The 18,011-nt window shown below is 72.0% G+C and carries 14 protein-coding genes; 5 read left to right on the top strand and 9 right to left on the bottom strand.

Annotated elements, in window-relative coordinates; translation table 11 throughout:
• Positions 1-65: 65 nt before the first annotated feature.
• From BLU79_RS45180 to BLU79_RS45160, 5 genes are all read left to right on the top strand, one after another.
• Positions 66-1,820, top strand: a complete 1,755-nt coding sequence (locus BLU79_RS45180; RefSeq protein ID WP_093911887.1) for an ABC transporter ATP-binding protein — start codon at positions 66-68, stop codon at positions 1,818-1,820.
• Between the two features lie 88 nt (positions 1,821-1,908).
• Entirely contained in the window at positions 1,909-3,939 is a 2,031-nt protein-coding gene (locus BLU79_RS45175) for an NAD(+) synthase (RefSeq protein WP_093911886.1), read from the top strand.
• A gap of 273 nt (positions 3,940-4,212) precedes the next feature.
• The gene (locus BLU79_RS45170; protein ID WP_093911885.1) at positions 4,213-6,276 is read left to right on the top strand and encodes a M4 family metallopeptidase; all 2,064 of its coding nucleotides are present in this window, start codon (positions 4,213-4,215) and stop codon (positions 6,274-6,276) included.
• Positions 6,277-6,486: 210 nt separating this feature from the next.
• Positions 6,487-8,154, top strand: a complete 1,668-nt coding sequence (locus tag BLU79_RS45165; RefSeq protein ID WP_093911884.1) for a M4 family metallopeptidase — start codon at positions 6,487-6,489, stop codon at positions 8,152-8,154.
• Between the two features lie 82 nt (positions 8,155-8,236).
• Positions 8,237-8,752, top strand: coding sequence for a DUF1990 domain-containing protein (locus BLU79_RS45160; protein WP_093911883.1), 516 nt, complete (start codon positions 8,237-8,239; stop codon positions 8,750-8,752).
• 33 nt (positions 8,753-8,785) lie between these two features.
• Here BLU79_RS45160 and BLU79_RS45155 read toward each other — a convergent pair whose 3' ends face one another.
• From BLU79_RS45155 to BLU79_RS45115, 9 genes are read right to left on the bottom strand one after another with little or no spacing between them, the layout of a single operon-like run.
• On the bottom strand, positions 8,786-10,012 hold the full coding sequence (locus tag BLU79_RS45155; protein ID WP_177001445.1) for a cytochrome P450 family protein: 1,227 nt from the start codon (positions 10,010-10,012) through the stop codon (positions 8,786-8,788).
• A 2-nt stretch (positions 10,013-10,014) separates the two neighbouring features.
• Positions 10,015-10,923 (bottom strand): carboxymuconolactone decarboxylase family protein, encoded by a 909-nt coding sequence (locus tag BLU79_RS45150; protein ID WP_093911882.1) that lies wholly within the window; start codon positions 10,921-10,923, stop codon positions 10,015-10,017.
• A 48-nt stretch (positions 10,924-10,971) separates the two neighbouring features.
• The gene (locus tag BLU79_RS45145) at positions 10,972-11,811 is read right to left on the bottom strand and encodes a class I SAM-dependent methyltransferase (protein WP_093911881.1); all 840 of its coding nucleotides are present in this window, start codon (positions 11,809-11,811) and stop codon (positions 10,972-10,974) included.
• Positions 11,805-12,590 (bottom strand): alpha/beta fold hydrolase, encoded by a 786-nt coding sequence (locus BLU79_RS45140; protein WP_093911880.1) that lies wholly within the window; start codon positions 12,588-12,590, stop codon positions 11,805-11,807. The genes BLU79_RS45145 and BLU79_RS45140 overlap by 7 nt, the downstream gene beginning before the upstream one ends.
• Positions 12,587-13,279, bottom strand: coding sequence for a LysR family transcriptional regulator substrate-binding protein (locus tag BLU79_RS45135; RefSeq protein WP_093911879.1), 693 nt, complete (start codon positions 13,277-13,279; stop codon positions 12,587-12,589). The genes BLU79_RS45140 and BLU79_RS45135 overlap by 4 nt, the downstream gene beginning before the upstream one ends.
• Before the next feature lies 1 nt (position 13,280).
• Positions 13,281-14,057 carry a DUF6182 family protein gene (locus tag BLU79_RS45130; protein ID WP_256333739.1) on the bottom strand — a complete coding sequence of 259 codons (777 nt, stop codon included), beginning with the start codon at positions 14,055-14,057 and terminating at the stop codon, positions 13,281-13,283.
• On the bottom strand, positions 14,054-15,253 hold the full coding sequence (locus BLU79_RS45125) for a hypothetical protein (RefSeq protein ID WP_093911878.1): 1,200 nt from the start codon (positions 15,251-15,253) through the stop codon (positions 14,054-14,056). Before BLU79_RS45125 ends, BLU79_RS45130 begins: the two co-directional genes overlap by 4 nt.
• Complete coding sequence (locus BLU79_RS45120) at positions 15,250-16,803, bottom strand: FAD-dependent oxidoreductase (RefSeq protein ID WP_093911877.1); 1,554 nt, start codon at positions 16,801-16,803, stop codon at positions 15,250-15,252. The genes BLU79_RS45125 and BLU79_RS45120 overlap by 4 nt, the downstream gene beginning before the upstream one ends.
• The gene (locus BLU79_RS45115) at positions 16,800-17,660 is read right to left on the bottom strand and encodes a class I SAM-dependent methyltransferase (RefSeq protein WP_093911876.1); all 861 of its coding nucleotides are present in this window, start codon (positions 17,658-17,660) and stop codon (positions 16,800-16,802) included. Before BLU79_RS45115 ends, BLU79_RS45120 begins: the two co-directional genes overlap by 4 nt.
• Positions 17,661-18,011 lie beyond the last annotated feature (351 nt).

Raw genomic sequence — 18,011 nt, 5'->3', positions numbered from 1 at the left:
GGCTCCGCCGCGGGGCGCGACAAGCCACTAAGCACCCACACCCGGCAAACAACCGCGAGTCCCGAGTGAGTAGCCGCACAGCCCTCCCCGTCGCCGAGCCCCAAGACGTCCGCCGAGCCACCTTCCGCCTGATCCGGGCCGACGCCAAATCCTTCACCGCCGTACTCGCCCTGAACTCCCTCGCCGCAATCGCCGGCTTGGCCAGCCCCTGGCTGGTAGGCCGCATCATCGACGAGGTCCGCGCCGGGCACGGCGTAACGTCCGTGGACAAACTCGCCCTCACCATCCTGATAGCGGCTACAGCCCAGCTGTTGCTGGCCCGCTGGGCCCGCTACGTAGGCCACCGCTTCGGCGAACGCACCCTCGCCCGCGTCCGCGAGGAGTTCGTGAACCGCACGCTCGCCCTGCCCTCGTCGGTCGTGGAACGGGCCGGCACCGGTGACCTGACGGCGCGCGGCACCGCCGACGTGGCCGCCGTCGGCACCACCCTGCGCGACGCCGGGCCCGAGCTGCTCATCAATGCCGTCCAGGTCCTGTTCCTGCTGGTCGCGGTCGTCGCGCTGGACCCCCTGCTCGGCGCCTGCGGTCTGCTCGGCCTGGCCGGGCTCTGGCCGGTGCTGCGCTGGTATCTGCGCCGCGCCCGGGCCGGCTACCTCGCCGAGGGTGCGGCCACCTCGGACGTCGCGGAGATCCTCGCGGCGACGGCGTCGGGCGCCCGCACGGTCGAGGCGCTGCGGCTGGAGCGGCGGCAGGTGACGGCGAGCCGGGACGCGCTGGAGGAGTCCCGCCGGACCCGGCTGCACACCCTCTTCCTGCGCTCGGTGTTCTTCCCGTCGGTGGAGATCGCCTATCTCGTCCCCGTGGCGACGGTCCTGCTCGTCGGCGGCGCCCTGCACGCACGGGGCACGATCAGCCTGGGCACCGTGGTCGCGGCGGCGCTGTATCTGCAGCAGATGGTCGGTCCGCTCGACGAGATCCTGATGCGCGTCGAGCAACTCCAGAGCAGCGGCGCCTCGTTCGCCCGCGTGGAAGGGCTGGCCCGAGCCCCGCAGGCGACGGACTCCGACTCGCCGACCCCCGCCGACGACCGGATCGACGTGACCGGCGTGCGCTACGCCTACGACCGCGGCGGCGAGGTCCTGGGCGGCGTCGACCTGACCGTGCGGCCGGGGGAACGGCTCGCGGTGGTCGGCCCGTCCGGCGCCGGCAAGACGACGCTGAGCAGGCTGCTGGCGGGCATGGACGCGCCGAGTGCCGGGTCGGTGACGGTCGGCGGGGTGCCGGTGGTCGCCCTCGGCCCGGAGGAGCTGCGCCGTCAGGTCGTCCTGGTCACGCAGGAGCACCACGTCTTCCTCGGCACGGTCCGCGACAACCTCCGGATCGCCGAACCGTCCGCCACGGACGAGGCGTTGTGGGCCGCGCTCACCGCGGTGGGCGCCGACACCTGGGTACGACGGCTGCCCGACGGCCTCGACACGGCGCTGGGCGACGGCGGCCACGCCACGGACGGCTCCCAGGCCCAGCAGCTCGCCCTCGCCCGGGTCGTGCTGGCCGACCCGCACACCCTGATCCTCGACGAGGCGACGGCGCTGCTCGACCCGACGACCGCCCGCCACACCGAGCGCGCCCTGGCCGCCGTACTTCAGGGCCGTACGGTCATCGCCATCGCCCACCGCCTGCACACCGCGCACGACGCCGACCGCGTGGCCGTGATGGAGAACGGCCTCCTCACCGAGCTGGGCACCCACGACGAGCTGGTCGCGGCGGACGGGGCGTACGCGGCGCTGTGGCGGTCCTGGCACGGGGAGCGGCCCGTCTAGGCCCTGGCGCCCGGTCCGGAACGGCGTGGGCCTGATCAGGCGATCTATGCTCGGTCCCAGCACTGTCCGCTTCTCCTGGGGAAGTCCGTTGAACTTCTGGTCGATCTACCAGCACGGCTTCGCGCGCGTCGCCGCGTGCACCGGCCACACCGTCATCGCCGACCCGCACGCCAACGCCGAGGCGGTCCTGCGGCAGGCGCGCGCGTGTGCGCAGGAGGGCGTCGCCGTCGCCGTCTTCCCCGAGCTGGGCCTGACCGGGTACTCCATCGAGGACCTGCTGCTCCAGGACGCGGTGCTCGACGACGTCGAGGAGGCGCTGAGGGCGGTGGTGGCCGGGTCGGCGGACCTGCTTCCGGCGCTGGTCGTCGGTGCTCCGCTGCGGCACCGCCACCGCATCTACAACTGCGCGGTGATCGTGCACCGGGGCCGGATCCTGGGCGTGGCCCCGAAGTCGTACCCGCCGAACTACCGGGAGTTCTACGAGCGGCGTCAGATCGCCTCCGGCGAGGACGAGCGGGGCGGGACGATCCGCGTCGGCGGCGCGGAGGTGCCGTTCGGCGTCGACCTGCTGTTCGAGGCGGCGGACGTCCCAGGTCTCGTGCTGCACGCGGAGATCTGCGAGGACATGTGGGTGCCGGTGCCCCCGAGCGCGGAGGCGGCGCTGGCCGGTGCGACCGTGCTCGCCAACCTCTCGGGCAGCCCCATCACGGTCGGCCGGGCCGAGGACCGTCGGCTGCTGTGCCGGGCGGCGTCCTCGCGCTGCCTCGCGGCGTACGTCTACTCGGCGGCCGGTCTGGGCGAGTCGACCACCGACCTGTCCTGGGACGGGCAGACCATGATCTACGAGAACGGCGCCCTGCTCGCCGAGTCGGAGCGCTTCCCGCTCGGCGACCAGTACGCGGTGGCCGATGTCGACCTCGACCTGCTGCGGCAGGAGCGGGCCCGGACGGGCACGTTCGACGACAACCGGCGCGCGCACGCCGGGCGGACCGGGGACTTCCGGAGAATCGGGTTCGAGCTCGACCCGCCCGTCACCGACCTCGGCCTCAAGCGCCGGGTCGAGCGCTTCCCGTTCGTGCCGGCCGACGCCGAGCGTCTGGCCCTGGACTGCTACGAGGCGTACAACATCCAGGTCGCGGGCCTTCAGCAGCGGCTGGCCTCGATCGGCGGCCCGAAGGTGGTCATCGGGGTGTCCGGCGGGCTGGACTCCACGCACGCGCTGATCGTCGCGGCCCGGGCGATGGACCGCGCCGGGCGTCCGCGCAGCGACATCCTGGCCTTCACCCTGCCCGGCTTCGCGACCAGCGACCACACCAAGGACAACGCCCACAAGCTGATGAACTCGCTCGGCGTCACGGCGGCCGAGCTGGACATCACGCCGACCGCGCGGCTGATGCTCCAGGAGATGGGCCACCCGTTCGCGTCCGGTGAGCCGGTCTACGACGTCACCTTCGAGAACGTCCAGGCGGGCCTGCGCACCGACTACCTGTTCCGCCTCGCCAACCAACGCGGCGGCATCGTGCTCGGCACCGGCGACCTGTCGGAGCTGGCGCTCGGCTGGTCCACGTACGGCGTGGGCGACCAGATGAGCCACTACAACGTCAACGGCGGGGTGCCGAAGACGCTGATCCAGCATCTGATCCGCTGGGTCATCGGCAGCGAGCAGTTCGACAAGGAGACCGGCCGGACGCTGGCCGCGATCCTCGACACGGAGATCAGCCCGGAGCTGGTGCCGGGCGAGGAGATGCAGTCGACCGAGTCGAAGATCGGGCCGTACGCGCTGCACGACTTCACGCTCTTCCATGTCCTGCGGTACGGCTTCCGGCCGTCGAAGATCGCCTTCCTGGCCTGGCACGCCTGGCACGACCCGCACGCCGGCGCCTGGCCGCCGGGCTTTCCGGAGGCCAAGCGGGTGGCGTACGACCTGGCCGAGATCCGGCGCTGGCTGGAGGTCTTCTGCCGTCGCTTCTTCGCGTTCGCACAGTTCAAGCGCTCGGCGATGCCGAACGGTCCGAAGGTCTCGGCGGGCGGTTCGCTCTCTCCGCGCGGTGACTGGCGGGCGCCGTCCGACGGCAACGCGACCGCGTGGCTGCGCGATCTCGGCCGTATCGACGTTTGAGGCGACTGGTCCGTTTATCGAACGTGAACTCCCGGACAACGAACGATTTCCGGCCAACTTCCTGACGCGGTCCTGACAGAAACCGCAGTCACCTGCCACTCTTCCCACGGCCGCGTCACAGCAACCCCACAACACCGTCACATGGCGGTGCCCGCGGCCGAGCTCCCGCACGCGCACGTCGTTCTGCGTACCACCCCGTGTCGCCCGGACGGCCCACCCGCCGGCCGGTCTCCCCTGGCCGCGTGATCCGCGGCCGCGCAGAAGGAGTCAGTGTTGAGAGACAGTTCCTCCCACAGACGCACCCCCCACACCACGCGCCGTCACACCACGCACCGCCGGGCCGCCGCCGTGGCCCTCGTCGGTGTCTCCGCCCTGATCGCCGCGGCCGTCCAGTCGGGCGCCGCCACCGCAGCCCCGGAGAAGGCACCGTCGGCCGCGGGCAAGGTCATACCGGGCGCCGAGTCCGTCAAGCTGTCCCCCGCCCAGCGCGCCGCGCTGATACGCGAGGCCAACGCCACCAAGGCGGACACCGCGAAGGACCTGGGCCTCGGCGCCAAGGAGAAGCTGGTCGTCCGTGACGTCCTCAAGGACGGCGACGGCACGGTCCACACCCGCTACGAGCGGACCTACGACGGTCTGCCCGTCCTCGGCGGCGATCTGGTCGTCGAGACCACGAAGGCCGGTGCGACCGAGGCCGTCGTCAAGGCGACCCGCACCGCCATCAAGCCGGCGACGACGAAGGCCGCCGTGTCCACCGCCAAGGCGGAAAAGCAGGCGCTGGCCGCCGCGAAGGCGGAGAAGGCCAAGAGCCCGGACGTCAACAAGGCGCCCCGCAAGGTGATCTGGGCCGCGAACGGCAAGCCGACCGTGGCGTACGAGACGGTCGTCGGCGGCTTCCAGCACGACGGCACCCCGCAGGAGCTGCACGTCATCACCGACGCCACCACCGGCGAGAAGCTGTACGAGTGGGAGGCGATCGAGACCGGTACCGGCAACACGGTGTACTCCGGCACGGTCAACCTCACCACCACGCAGTCGGGTTCGACGTACAACCTCACCGACGGCGCGCGCGGCGGGCACAAGACGTACAACCTCAACCGCGGCACCTCCGGCACCGGCACCCTCTTCTCCGGCTCGGACGACGTCTGGGGCAACGGCAGCCCGTCCAACCTGGAGTCCGCGGGTGCGGACGCGCACTACGGTGCCGCGCTGACCTGGGACTACTACAAGAACGTGCACGGGCGTTCGGGTATCCGCGGTGACGGCGTCGGTGCCTACTCCCGGGTCCACTACGGCAACGCGTACGTCAACGCGTTCTGGTCCGACAGCTGCTTCTGCATGACGTACGGCGACGGCTCGGGCAACGCCAACCCGCTGACGTCGATCGACGTGGCCGCGCACGAGATGACCCACGGGCTCACCTCCAACACCGCGGGCCTCAACTACTCCGGCGAGTCCGGCGGTCTGAACGAAGCCACCTCCGACATCTTCGGCTCGACCGTCGAGTTCTTCGCGAACAACTCCTCCGACGTCGGTGACTACCTCATCGGCGAGGAGATCAACATCAACGGCGACGGCACGCCGTTGCGCTACATGGACCGGCCGAGCCAGGACGGCGCCTCGAAGGACGCCTGGTACTCGGGCATCGGCTCGATCGACGTGCACTACTCGTCGGGCCCCGCGAACCACTTCTTCTACCTGCTGAGCGAGGGCAGCGGCACCAAGACCATCAATGGTGTCACCTACAACTCGCCCACCTCGGACGGCCTTCCGGTCACCGGCATCGGCCGGGACAAGGCGGAGAAGATCTGGTTCCGCGCGCTGACCACCAAGTTCACCTCCACCACCAACTACTCGGGCGCCCGCACCGGCACCCTCGCGGCGGCCGGCGAGCTGTACGGCACCACGAGCACCGAGTACAAGGCGGTGCAGGACGCCTGGGCGGGCGTCAACGTGGGCACGCGCTCCGACGGGGGCGGCGGTGGCGGCACGTCCTTCGAGAGCGGAACCGACGTGTCGATCCCGGACAACGGGGCGGCGGTGACGTCTCCGATCACGGTCTCCGGCCGGACCGGCAACGCGCCGTCCAACCTCCAGGTCGCCGTGGACATCGTCCACACCTACGTCGGTGACCTCCAGGTGCAGTTGGTCGCTCCCGACGGCACGGCGTACACGCTGAAGGCGTACGGCACCGGCGGCAGTTCGGACAACCTCAACACCACCTACACGGTGAACGCGTCCTCCGAGGTCGCCAACGGCGTCTGGCAGCTGCGGGTCCAGGACAACGCGGCCATCGACACCGGCTACATCAACAGCTGGAAGCTCACCTTCCCGTAGGCCCGTTGACGGTCCGACCAGGACAGGGCGTCGTCTCGGTGGGTTCAACTCCCGCCGGGACGGCGCCCGTTTACATTTCTGAAACGTTCACCCAACAGTCAAATTTTGGCCAACATCACCGCCCACTCCTGACATGTACGCGCCCCAGGTGTCACGCTTCCCTCACCCGCCGCACCAGCACCAACGCTTTTCCCCCACAAAGGAGCTCGTGTGACCCCCCTCTACGCGCGTCGCAAGCGCACCACTCTGGCCATCGCCACCGCCGTGGCGGCCGGAGCCCTCCTCACCACCGGCCTGACCGCCGGAAGTTCCGCCGCCGAGGACCAGGCGCAGAGCGGCAGAACGGCCGCCCCGCTCGCCGTCCCGGTCGCGCTGGCCCCCGCCGCGCGCACCGCGCTCATCAAGGACCAGCAGGCCGAGGCCGCCGAGACCGCCGACGCGATAGGCCTCGGCGCCCAGGAGAAGCTGGTCGTCAAGGACGTCGTCAAGGACGCCGACGGCACCGTCCACACCCGCTATGAGCGCACCTACGCGGGCCTGCCCGTCCTCGGCGGCGACCTGGTCGTCCACGAGTCGGCGGCCGGCAAGACCCAGGGCGTCACCAAGGCGACGAAGGCCACCATCAAGGTCGCCACGCTCAAGCCGGCCATCACCGCGGCCAAGGCCGAGGGCCAGGCCGTGAAGCTGGCGAAGGCGGCCGGCTCGGAGAAGACCGAGGCGGACAACGCGCCCCGCAAGGTGATCTGGGCCGCGAACGGCAAGCCGACCCTCGCCTACGAGACGATCGTCGGCGGCCTCCAGGAGGACGGCACCCCGAACGAGCTGCACGTCATCACCGACGCGGCCACCGGCAAGAAGCTCTACGAGTACCAGGGCATCGAGACCGGCACCGGTAAGAGCGTGTACTCCGGCACGGTGACCCTCGGCACGACCCTCTCCGGGTCGACGTACCAGCTGTACGACACCTCGCGCGGCGGCCACAAGACGTACAACAAGGCGCGCAGCAGCAGCAGTTCGGCGGGCACGCTGTTCACCGACGCGGACGACACCTGGGGCACCGGCGCGGCATCCAGCTCCTCCAGCGACCAGAGCGCGGCCGTCGACGCGGCCTACGGCGCCCAGACGACCTGGGACTACTACAAGAACACCTTCGGCCGCAGCGGCATCAAGAACGACGGCAAGGCCGCCTACTCCCGCGTCCACTACGGCAACGCCTACGTCAACGCCTTCTGGGACGACAGCTGCTTCTGCATGACGTACGGCGACGGCGAGGGCAACGTCAAGCCGCTCACCTCGCTGGACGTGGCGGGCCACGAGATGACCCACGGCGTCACGTCGAACACGGCGGGCCTGAACTACTCGGGCGAGTCGGGCGGTCTCAACGAGGCGACCTCCGACATCTTCGGCACGGCCGTGGAGTTCTACGCGGCGAACTCCTCCGACGTCGGTGACTACCTCATCGGCGAGGAGATCGACATCAACGGCGACGGCAGCCCGCTGCGCTACATGGACAAGCCGAGCAAGGACGGCTCGTCGGCCGACTACTGGTCGTCGAGCCTGGGCGGCCTGGACGTGCACTACTCCTCCGGCCCGGCGAACCACTTCTTCTACATCCTCTCCGAGGGCAGCGGTTCGAAGACGATCAACGGGGTGAGCTACAACTCCCCGACGTCCAACGGCTCGACGGTCACCGGCATCGGCCGCGCCAAGGCCGCCGCCATCTGGTACAAGGCGCTGACCGAGTACATGACGTCGACGACGAACTACAAGGCCGCCCGTACGGCGACCCTGAGCGCGGCGTCCGCCCTGTACGGCGGCACCAGCAGCACGGAGTACAAGGCGGTCGCGGCCGCGTGGTCGGCGGTCAACGTCAGCTGACCACAGGCCGGTTGACGGCAGCTTGACCCAGGCGGCACCCGGGACGAAGGCATCCCCGGGTGCCGCCGTACGCTTGGGACCCATGTCTTTGGGGCCTTTCACGTACGACGACGTAGGCGCGACCCGGGAGAGCGGCTTCTGCCCGCCCGGCTTCCACCCCCTGCATGTGCGCACCCGCATCGGCGAGGGCGAGGAGGTCTTCCGCCGAGCCGCGGAAGCCGTCATGACCTGGGAGATGCACCGCGCGATGGGCGTCGGCATCGAGGCGTCGGCCGACCGAGCGGCCACCGACGTCGACGTCACGGTCACCCTCGCCGGCGTCATAAAGGCGCCGTGCCGGGTGGTGTGGACGGTGGAGGAGTACCGGCGCATCGGCTGGGCGTACGGCACGCTTTCCGGCCATCCGGAGTGCGGCGAGGAGGTGTTCATGGTGGAGCGCACGGGGGACGGCACGGTGTGGCTGACCGTGCGTGCCTTCAGCCGGGGGGCGAAGTGGTACGCGCGGGCCGGCGGGGCGGCCACGCGCGGCTTGCAGCATGCCTATGCACGCCGGTGCGGTGTGGTGCTGCGGAAGTTGTGCGGGGACGAGGACGAGTAGGCGGTCGCGGGCGAGGCCTGCGGCCCGCGGTGATCAGGCGGGTCCGGGCAGCCAGCGGATCGGGAGACGGCGAGGGCCGCGGATGAGCAGGCCCGTGCGCCAGGTCAGGTCCGCGGGGTGGGTGTCGAGGAAGAGGGCCGGGCAGCGGTCCAGCAGGGCGTTGATCGCGGTACGGGCCTGCAGGCGGGCCAGGGGTGCGCCCAGGCAGTAGTGGATGCCGTGGCCGAAGGCGAGGTGGCCGCCGGTCGGGCGGCGGATGTCGAAGCGGTCGGGGTCGGGGAAGCGGGCCGGGTCGCGATCGGCGTCGGCGAGCGCGATGAGGACGAGTTCACCGCCTCCGGGGACGGAGCTGCCGGCGATGTCGAGGGGCGCGGTGGTGAAGCGGTACGTGGTGGTCTCCACCGGGCCCTCGTAGCGCAGCATCTCCTCGACGGCGTTGTCGATGAGCGAGGGGTCGGCACGCAGGGCGGCGAGCTGGCCGGGGTGCCGGAGCAGTGCGAGGACGCCGCCGGCGATGAGGTTGACGGTGGTCTCGAAGCCGGTGACGAGCAGCAGCCAGGCCATGCCGATGAGTTCGTCCGGCGAGAGCCGGTCGCCGTCCTCGTCGGTGGTGCGGATGAGGGCGCTCATCAGGTCGTCGCCGGGCCGGGCACGCATCTCGTCCACCATGCCGACGAGGTACCGCGTCATCGCGGCCGTGGCGGCCGTCCTGGTGTCCCGGTCCGGGCTGCTCAGGGCCTGCTCGGCCCAGTCGCGGAAGGCGGCGCGGTCCAGCGAGGGCACACCGAGGAGTTCACAGATGATGCCCATGGCCAGAGGGAAGGAGAGGGCCTCGACGAGGTCCGCCCGTCCCCCGGGCCGGGCGAGCATGGCGTCGAGGAGTTCACCGGTCAGGGCCCGCACCCTGGGTGCCAGGGCTTCGATACGACGGGGCGTGAACTCCTTCGCCACGAGCCTGCGCAGCCGGGTGTGGTCCGGCGGGTTCGAGCTGAGCAGGTTGTCGCCGGCGGAGAGCCGGGCCAGCGGCAGCTCGGGGGAGGCGTCCTTCCAGGACTTGGACAGGGTGGGGTCGGTGAGCGCGGACCGGCATGCCTCATGGCCGACCACGAGCCAGGCTTCGGCTCCCTCGGGCACCCGGACGCGGTGCACCGGGCCCCGGGCGCGGAGTGCGGCGTAGACCGGGTGGGGATTCCTGAGGAATTCCTCGCCGAGCGCCCCGAAGTCCACCGTGACATCCGCTGTCACGGAATTCGTCCCCATGCCTATTTCTTCCGTTCCTCGAATACGGTCCTGGCCACCTTGACGGCATTGAGCACCCTGGGAAATCCGGCGTACGGAACGACCTGGATCAGGGTTTCCACGACCTGCGCCGGGCTGAGGCCGACGTTGAGCGCGGCGCCGATGTGCACGCGCAGCTGGGGGGCCGTGTCGCCGAAGGCCGTGAGCGCGCCCACGGTGACGAGCTGACGTCGGCGCGGGGTCAGCCACGGGCGGTGGTAGACGTCGCCGAAGGTGAACTCGACGATGTAACGGCCCAGGTCGGGGGCGATGTCGTTGAGGGACTCGATGACATCCAGGCCGTGTTGGCCGTCGATCTCGACCAGCTTCTCCTTGCCGCGCTGGTAGCGGTCGCGCGGGTCGTCCATGACCGGCGGCTCGAAGGTGATGCCGCGGTCCTCGAAGACCGTCCTGGCGACGGAGACCGCGTTCAGCGCGCGGGGGAATCCCATGAACGGGACGATGTGGATCAGGGCCTCGATGATCTCCGCGGGGCGTACGCCGACGTTGAGCGCCGCGTCGATGTGGAAGCCGACCTGCCCGGCGGTGTCGCCCTGGGCGGTCAGTGCGGCGATGGTCACCAACTCCCTCTCGCGCAGGTCGAGTCGGGCCCGGGACAGCACGTCGCCGTAGGCGAACTCGACGACGAATCGGCCGAGGTCGGGGGCGATGTCATGGAGCGACTCGACGATGGCCGCCCCGCTCTCCCCCGACACCTCTCGCAGCAGGGCCCAGCCGCGCCGATAGCGGTCACTCTCCGTCGCGGGGGTCGCGGAGGCCGCGGCGGCCGGTTTCGAGGTGAATAAGGCTTCGGAGATTCCGATTCCGGCGAGGGCGCCTCCGGCGAGCGTGGCGCGACGGGTCGTTTCCGGGTTTTTCGGTGATTCGGTCATGCCGCCTCAATTTACTTGGTTGGAGTACACACGAAGCAATTACTGGATTCACGCCGTGCCGATCGCGATGACGTTTCCCTCGCTGATGTATCCGTCCGGGCTGCGCAGCGGGCTGAACGGATCGTCGGGGTCCAGGAAGGGGGTCCAGTCCCCCTCGGTACCGGCCCGTATCGCCTGTCGGGCGAAGCGCGCGCACGCGTTGCCGTAGAACCGCAGGGCGGCCGGGGACAGCGGGGCGTGGAACTCCATGAGCATCGTGTGCTGCCGTACGGAGGTCAGACCGGCCGCCCGCAGCCAGCGGTACAGGTCGCGGCCACGCAGTAGCCGGCGGGCGTAGCCGGGGGTCTCGGCGGACGTGCGGAAGAAGTCGGTGATCAGGAAGGGATCCGCCGGGCGCACGGTGCTCAGGGTGCCGTCCACGTCCTTGACGGCGACGACCCCGCCGGGCCGGGTGACCCGGCGCAACTCCGCGAGCGCGCCGATCAGTTGCTCGTCGTCGAGGTACTGCGTCGTGTTCGCACACCAGACCGCGTCGAACGTGTCGTCCGGGTAGGGCAGTTCGAGGAGGCTGCCCCGCCGCACCGAGAGCCGGGCCCCGGCGGGGTGGGCCCGCATCCGCTCGGCGGCGAGTGCCACGTTCTCCTCGGCCAGGTCGACGGCCGAGACCTGGCCCCAGGCTCCGACGAGGTCCGCGATCCGGGGCAGGAACGCGCCGCTGCCGCAGCCGGCGTCCAGCACGTGCCAGCCGGGCCGGATACCGACGCGGTCGAGGGCCTCCAGGTAGTACGGGGCGCAGGCCTGGAAGTGCGGGTCCACGATGTCCTCGTGGGTGAACGCCAGTCCGGTGGACGTCTCGTATCCCCAGGCATCGTGATGCGTCGTCAGCATGCCGTCGCCTCCACCGTCTTCGCCTGGGCCAGTAGTTCCGTGAGGGTTTCCAGGGTCGCCTCGGGTGCTTCCAGGGGTGCGAGATGGCCGACTCCGGGGAGGGTGACGAGGCGTCCCCGTGGCAGGTGCCCGGCCGTCTCGCGGGCCTCGTCGAGGGAGACGAGTTCGTCCTCGTCGCCGATGACGACGACGGCGGGCAGGTCGGCGGCCCGCAGGAGGGCCGTGGAGTCCGCTCGTGCCGCGACGGCCCGCTGCGCCCAGGCGACGGCTCGCGGCCCGGCCGCCCGTGCCAGGGCCGTGACCTGCTCCGTGAGGCGGGGCTGTCGTGCGCGGGTGGTGGCGCCCAGCAGGGACGCGGCGGTCTCGGTGACGAGCGGGCCGCGCGCGGAGTCGTCCAGGACCAGGTCGGCGAACCGCAGGCGCCGTGCGGCCGTCTGCGGGCTGTCCGCCGTGTCCCGGGTGGCCAGCAGGGCCAGGGCGCGTACCCGGTGCGGATGGCGGCGCAGGAAGGACATCGCGACGTAGCCGCCCATCGAGCAGCCCACGAGGGCGAGTTCGCCGATGCCGCGCCGGTCGAGTGTGCGGGCCAGGTCGTCGGCGACGAGATCGAGCGAGGGCGGGCTGTCCGCAAGCGGCGCGGCGCCGAAACCGCACTGATCGAAGGCGATGACCTGGTGGCCACGGTCGCGCAGGCGCGGTGCCACCGCGTCCCACATGGACGAGTCGAGGGGCAGGGCGTGCAGCAGGACGACCGGGAGGCGCCCGGTGACCGCGCTCACCGCGCCACCGCCGGTTCCGCGTCGGTGACGGCCCGTCCCGCATCCTCCGCGTCGGCGACGAATCGCCGTACGTGGTCCGGCAGTTCGGCACCCCGTAGCCAGGCCAGGGTGACCGGGGAAGGCGGCAGGTCGTGGATCGGGACCACCCGGATGTCCAGCGGCATGATCCCTTCCAGGGACTGGAACGACACATGGACCGCGGAGCCGCTCCTGAGCCGGTCCGCCAGCGCGGCCATGGTCGTCATGGCGTGGACCCGGCGGATCGTACGGCCCTTAGGGGTCCGGGGTGGCACGACCAGGTCCCAGACGTGCGGCGGGAAGTCACCGGGGCAGCGGAAACCCTCGTACTCGGCGACCTCCTCGATCGACACCTCGTCCCGGCCGGCCAGGGGGTGCCCGTCTCCGACGAGCAGGGCCCGGCCGTCGAAGAAGACGGGTTCGCTCAGTTCTATGTCCGGCTCCATCGGGTCGTACTTGGCGATCATGACGTCCATGGCTCCGGCCCGCAGCGGGCCGAACGGATCGGTGACCTCGTAGGGGACGTACTGCACGGACGACGACGGGTGGCCGACGGCGGTCGCGATGCGGACCGCGAGCCGTGTGGAGCCGTGGAAGCCGAAGCGGACGGGGCGCGGCCGGGCGGCGGCGACACCCGTGCGGGCCGTGGGCGAGGGCGGGTGGGCGGGCAATTCAGACCTCCGTGGTGAGTCCGGCGTACGCCTGGAGTTCGTCCGGGCGGTGGACGTCGGTGTCGACGCGCAACCTGACGAACCGCGCGTCCAGGCCGGTCAGGCGTGGCACGAACCGCAGCGTCAGACGGTCCCCGGGACCGATCAGCCCGTCCATGACGGCCTCGGCGAGCAGGTGGTTGATGTGCACGAGCGCGTCCGTGAGGGTCACCTTCGCGGTGGCGATGTACAGGTCGCGGTGGGCCGGGGGGCCGGAGCGCGGGCGTCCGGGCACGGTGACGGTGGCCGACGGCCGGGCGGTCAGCTCGTGCGAGGCCTCGAAGGCCTTCAGCAGGCGGCGCAAGGTGGCGGTGGCCACGCCGGGCGCCGGACCGGCCCACGCCATCGAGCCGTCGGCGGCGACGTGGTCGAAGGTGAACCGCTCGCGGAGATTGACCGGGCTGCCGGCGAGATACACGGTGCGGGTGAAGGAGCGCCGCCAGGCGTGCCGTTTCTCCGGTGCCGCGGTGAGGGCGAAGGCGCAGGTCTCGCGCACCCACCGGGGCAGATCGAGCCGGCCGACGACCACCACGGCCAGGGTCTCGTCGGTGCCGACCGCGCCCGTGCCGTGGATTCCGGCCCGTGCGGCGCGCAGGGACTGCGGGCTGGACAGGTCGAACCGGTCCGCCAGTTCGGGGCGGGCGGTGCGTACCCGGTCCACGGCCGAACGCAGCAGGGCCGCCGAGGACAAGGGGAAGGGCGTGGTCGCGGCCACGCCGGGGTCGAGGGAACTGGTCACAGGAACACCGCCGACAGGAGTCCGGGATCGGGAGCGGGTCTGCCCCTGCCCAGCAGGGAGCAGGTCAGTCGGTAGGGGTCGACATAGGTGTGGCCCCGCCGGTGCCGGTCGAGGGTGTCGAGCAGATCGGTGTCGCGCAGACCGGTGTCGCGCAGATCGCCCGCGCCGGTCGCGGCGGCGGCCCGGGAGCGGTCCAGGAGCTTGGCGGCCACGGTCATGCAGTGCCGCAGCAGGTCGTGGCGGAAGGACTCGCGCTGCCCGGGGCCGAGGGTCGCGACGAAGTACAGGCGCATACCGAGCCGGAGCGCGCGGTCGTCGCTCCCGGAGCCTGCCCCGGCCATGGTCGAGGCCTCGGTCACGGCCTCGCTCGCGGCCTTGAGCAACGCGCCCGCCGTGTGGCCGTGCCAGCCGCCGTGCCGGGCCGAGGCGATCCTGCCGTCGATGGGAACCCGGCCGATCGGCACCCGGCGCACGGTCGGCCCCAGACCGGTCAGCACACGGCCCAACAGCCGGTAGTCCGCGTCGAGTTCACGGTCGTACAGCAGGACGACCTCGTCGTACCAGGGGACCAGCGGCAGCAGTTCGCGCAGGGCGCAGGCGAGGTAGTTGGGGCGGCCGTCGGACGTGACGATGCGGCGCAGCGGCATTCCGTACCGGGTGAGGTCGAGGTAGACGGGGCCTCCGCAGTGCCGCTGGTCGAGGACCAGGTGCGCGGTGCCGAGCCGCTCGATCATCTCCTCCAGGCCGAGGCCGGGCGGCTGGTGCTCCCGCAGGCCGGGGTCGTGCATGCCCAGCCGTTCGTAGTGCCCGGCCCACAGCCGCAGCAGCCGCTCGCTGGCGGGATGGACCCAGTCGCTGTGCTCGACGGCGTCCCGGTAGGGCCGCAGGACGTCGGCGTCCTGGCTCCGCTCCGCGCCGCGGTAGCGGACGTAGAGTTCGCCGATGTCCTCCTCGGAGAGCCGGGTGTAGTCGGTCTCGCCGTGCGTGCGGTCGAGGTACTCCCAGAAGCCGACCGTCTGTTCGGTGACGTGGTACGTGGTGTGGCTGTAGCGGTAGGTCACCTCGGCGAGCGGCGCGGTGGCCCGGAACATCACGTCGGTCCACAGCAGGCCCTTGAGGTGGCTGGGGGTCAGCGGTTTGGTGGGGGTGACCGTGACCGGCGCCAGCAGGACGTTCTTGCGGGGCGGCACCTTCATCCTCCTTCCTGGACGGCGGCGGAGTGTCGGACGGCGTGCCGCAGTTCGGCGTGGGTCGGGGGCCGGGGGGCGGGCGGGGCGGACAGTGCGGAGGGGACGGGTGGCGGCCCAGGCGCGTCGGCCGCGGCCCGTACGCGAGCCCGGAAGTCCGCGTCGCCGAAGGCCTCGGCGGGTGTGCTCAAGCTCATCTGCACGCGGGTGAACGCCCGCCACACGGTGGGGTCGCCGGCCGCCGCCCGCGCCGTGGCGGCCCAGAGGCCCGGGGGCACGGGCGGTGCGGGCATGGGCGGTGCGGACACGGGTGGTGCGGGCCGGTCCACGGTGAGGTCCGTCGGCGGTCCGACCTCGGTCCGCCACCGTTCGACGCGCAGCCAGGAGTCGTACGCCGCCTGCTCGTACCAGGGGCGCAGCATCGTCTCAGCGAGGGCCGCGGCCGCCTCGGCCAGGCGTTCGTCCGCCGCCGCGCGAAGGCCCGGACCGTGCTCCTCGATCAGGTCCGCGAGCCCGAAGGCGTGCGCGAGGGCCAGGGACATGCCGCGGCCGAGCATCGGGTCGGTGACGCAGGCGGCGTCGCCGACCTGGAGGAGTCCGAGGACCGGGGGCTGCCGGTCGGTCGCGGTGCCGCGCAGGATGTTCGGCGGCAGACCCATGACGTGCAGGGGGCCGAACGGGCGGGCGACGTCCTCGTCGACCCAGCGCTCCAGGTACGGCGAGAGGCGGGAGGCGGCGGTGAAGGCGCCGGGTTCCCGCAGGGCCGTCAGGGCACGGTCGTCGGACAGGGTGGCGAGGCCGACGGCGAAGACGTCGTTGTCGGCGGGGTGCAGTACGGCGGCGTAGTGGCCCCACAGACCGCCGGCCGCGTTACCTCGGTTGAGCGGGCCCGGCGGTGGGCCGTCAGGGTCCCGCAGCCGGTAGAAGCGGCAGAAGGCGCGCAGCCCGGTCGGGCTGGTCACGTCGTCCGCGACGGGGACGCCCGCCGCGGTGAGCCAGGACCGGGAGGCGGACCGGCGGCCGGAGGCATCCACGACCAAGTCGGCGGTGACGCGCTCGCCGTCCTCGGTGACGACTCCCGTCGCCCGGTGCCGGGCGGACCCGGCGGCCGTCAGAAGTCCGGTGGCCCTGGTGCCGTGGCGGACGGTCACCGTGGGCAGCTCCTGGACGGCCCGGTGCAGGACGACCTCCAGTACGGAGCGCCGGACGGCCAGCGTGACCAGGTCGTCGTCACCCGGTCGGCGGGCGGTGCCGGTGGCCCCGGGTCCGGGCGGCGCCACGGAGGTGAGGTCGAAGAGCCGGGCGCCCTCCTCCAGCGCCGCGTCGAGGACGGCCGGGGCGTGGCGGCGCAGCAGCCGTACGCCGAGCGAGTTCAGGACGTGGTCGTGGCCGGCCTGGGGAACCATCGGCCGGTGCCACAGTTCCGCGCTCTTGACGACCGGCCCGTCCGGCGGCGGCTCGCTGCGCTCCAGGACCCGCACCCGGTGGCCGCGCGTGCCGAGCGCCAGGGCGAGCGCGAGGCCGGCGATGCCGCCTCCGGCGATCACTGCGGTCGTCATCGCGGGCGCCGCGTGCCGTGGACGAAGAACACCCGCCGTACGTCCGTCACCTCGCGCGGCGGCACCGGGTCGGGCCAGCGCCCGTAGTCGGCGCCCGGTTCGCCGGGCTGGACGGCGCGGACGTCGAAGCCGTACCGCGTGAACAGGTCCTCCGGCTCGTCGGTGCCGAACACCCAGGGGCACCCCCAGCCCGCGAAGACATCGAGCAGGCCGCGCATGTGAGGGAGGGTCAGAGCGGCCCGGTTGACGATGTCGGCGGCGATCCGGCTGCCGGGGGCGCAGAGGGCGGCGACCCGTTGGAGCATCCGGTGCGCGTCGGCCTCGGGGATGTAGTACAGCAGCCCTTCCAGCAGCCAGGTCGAGGGGACCGTGGGGTCGTAGCCGGCCTCGACGAGCCGGTCCTCCCAGTCGTCGGCGGTGAGATCGACGGCGACCGTACGGTGGTCGGCACGCGGCTCGACACCGCGCAGCCGCTCGGCCTTGAACTCCAGCACCGCGGGCCGGTCCACCTCGAAGTAGCGGAGGTGCGCGGGCCAGGGGAGCCGGTAGGCACGTGAGTCCATGCCCGCCGGGGCCAGCACGATCTGGGTGGTCTCCGGCTCCCGGGCCGCCTCCTGGAGCAGGTCGTCGAAGAACCGGGTGCGGATGGCGTTGTAGTCGGGGGTGCTGGGCAGGGTCCGCGGCCGGTCGGGCGGAAAGGTCGCGGCGCGGACCTCGGCGAGCAGCTCGGCTCCGGCGTCCCCGACCAGCCCGGCGGCGTACGGATCCTCGTACAGCCGGTCCGCGCGGCGGGTCTCGGCGGCGCGCAGGGCGGCGGTGAGCAGGGCGGTGCGTTCTACGGGGTTGAGAACGGGCATGGCGGAACTCCTCGACGCGGGGGGTTATTTGGGACGGTCAAGGGGGTGGGGTGGCCCGGCGGCGGGGGAGCCGGGGGTGGCCAGCCGGTGGGCGGCGAGGCCAGGGGCGGTCAGCACCAGTAGGCGGCGGGGGGAGAGTCAGGGACGGCCAAGAGGCGGCAAGCCGGGGCGGCCAGCCAGTAGGCGGCGGGGGAAGTCAGCGGCGGTCAAGCCGGTAGGCGGGGGCCAGGAGCGGTCAGCCAGTAGGCGGCAGGGGAAGCCAGGGGCAGCCAAGCCGGTAGGCGGCGGGGGGAAAGTCAGGGACGGCCAAGAGGCGGCAAGCCGGGGCGGCCAGCCAGTAGGCGGCGGGGG

Origin of the sequence: Streptomyces sp. cf386 (genome assembly GCF_900103585.1) — a bacterium.
Lineage (GTDB): Bacteria > Actinomycetota > Actinomycetes > Streptomycetales > Streptomycetaceae > Streptomyces.
Note: the sequence above shows the minus strand (reverse complement) of the source record. Positions and strands in the feature narration are given on the sequence as shown.

Bases quoted from the DNA above. Each gene is read 5' to 3' on its own strand.
- BLU79_RS45150 (WP_093911882.1), bottom strand. From the start codon at position 10,923: ATGACCGAATCACCGAAAAACCCGGAAACGACCCGTCGCGCCACGCTC.
- BLU79_RS45115 (WP_093911876.1), bottom strand. From the start codon at position 17,660: ATGCCCGTTCTCAACCCCGTAGAACGCACCGCCCTGCTCACCGCCGCC.
- BLU79_RS45120 (WP_093911877.1), bottom strand. From the start codon at position 16,803: ATGACGACCGCAGTGATCGCCGGAGGCGGCATCGCCGGCCTCGCGCTC.
- BLU79_RS45125 (WP_093911878.1), bottom strand. From the start codon at position 15,253: ATGAAGGTGCCGCCCCGCAAGAACGTCCTGCTGGCGCCGGTCACGGTC.
- BLU79_RS45145 (WP_093911881.1), bottom strand. From the start codon at position 11,811: ATGCTGACGACGCATCACGATGCCTGGGGATACGAGACGTCCACCGGA.
- BLU79_RS45160 (WP_093911883.1), top strand. From the start codon at position 8,237: ATGTCTTTGGGGCCTTTCACGTACGACGACGTAGGCGCGACCCGGGAG.
- BLU79_RS45155 (WP_177001445.1), bottom strand. From the start codon at position 10,012: ATGGGGACGAATTCCGTGACAGCGGATGTCACGGTGGACTTCGGGGCG.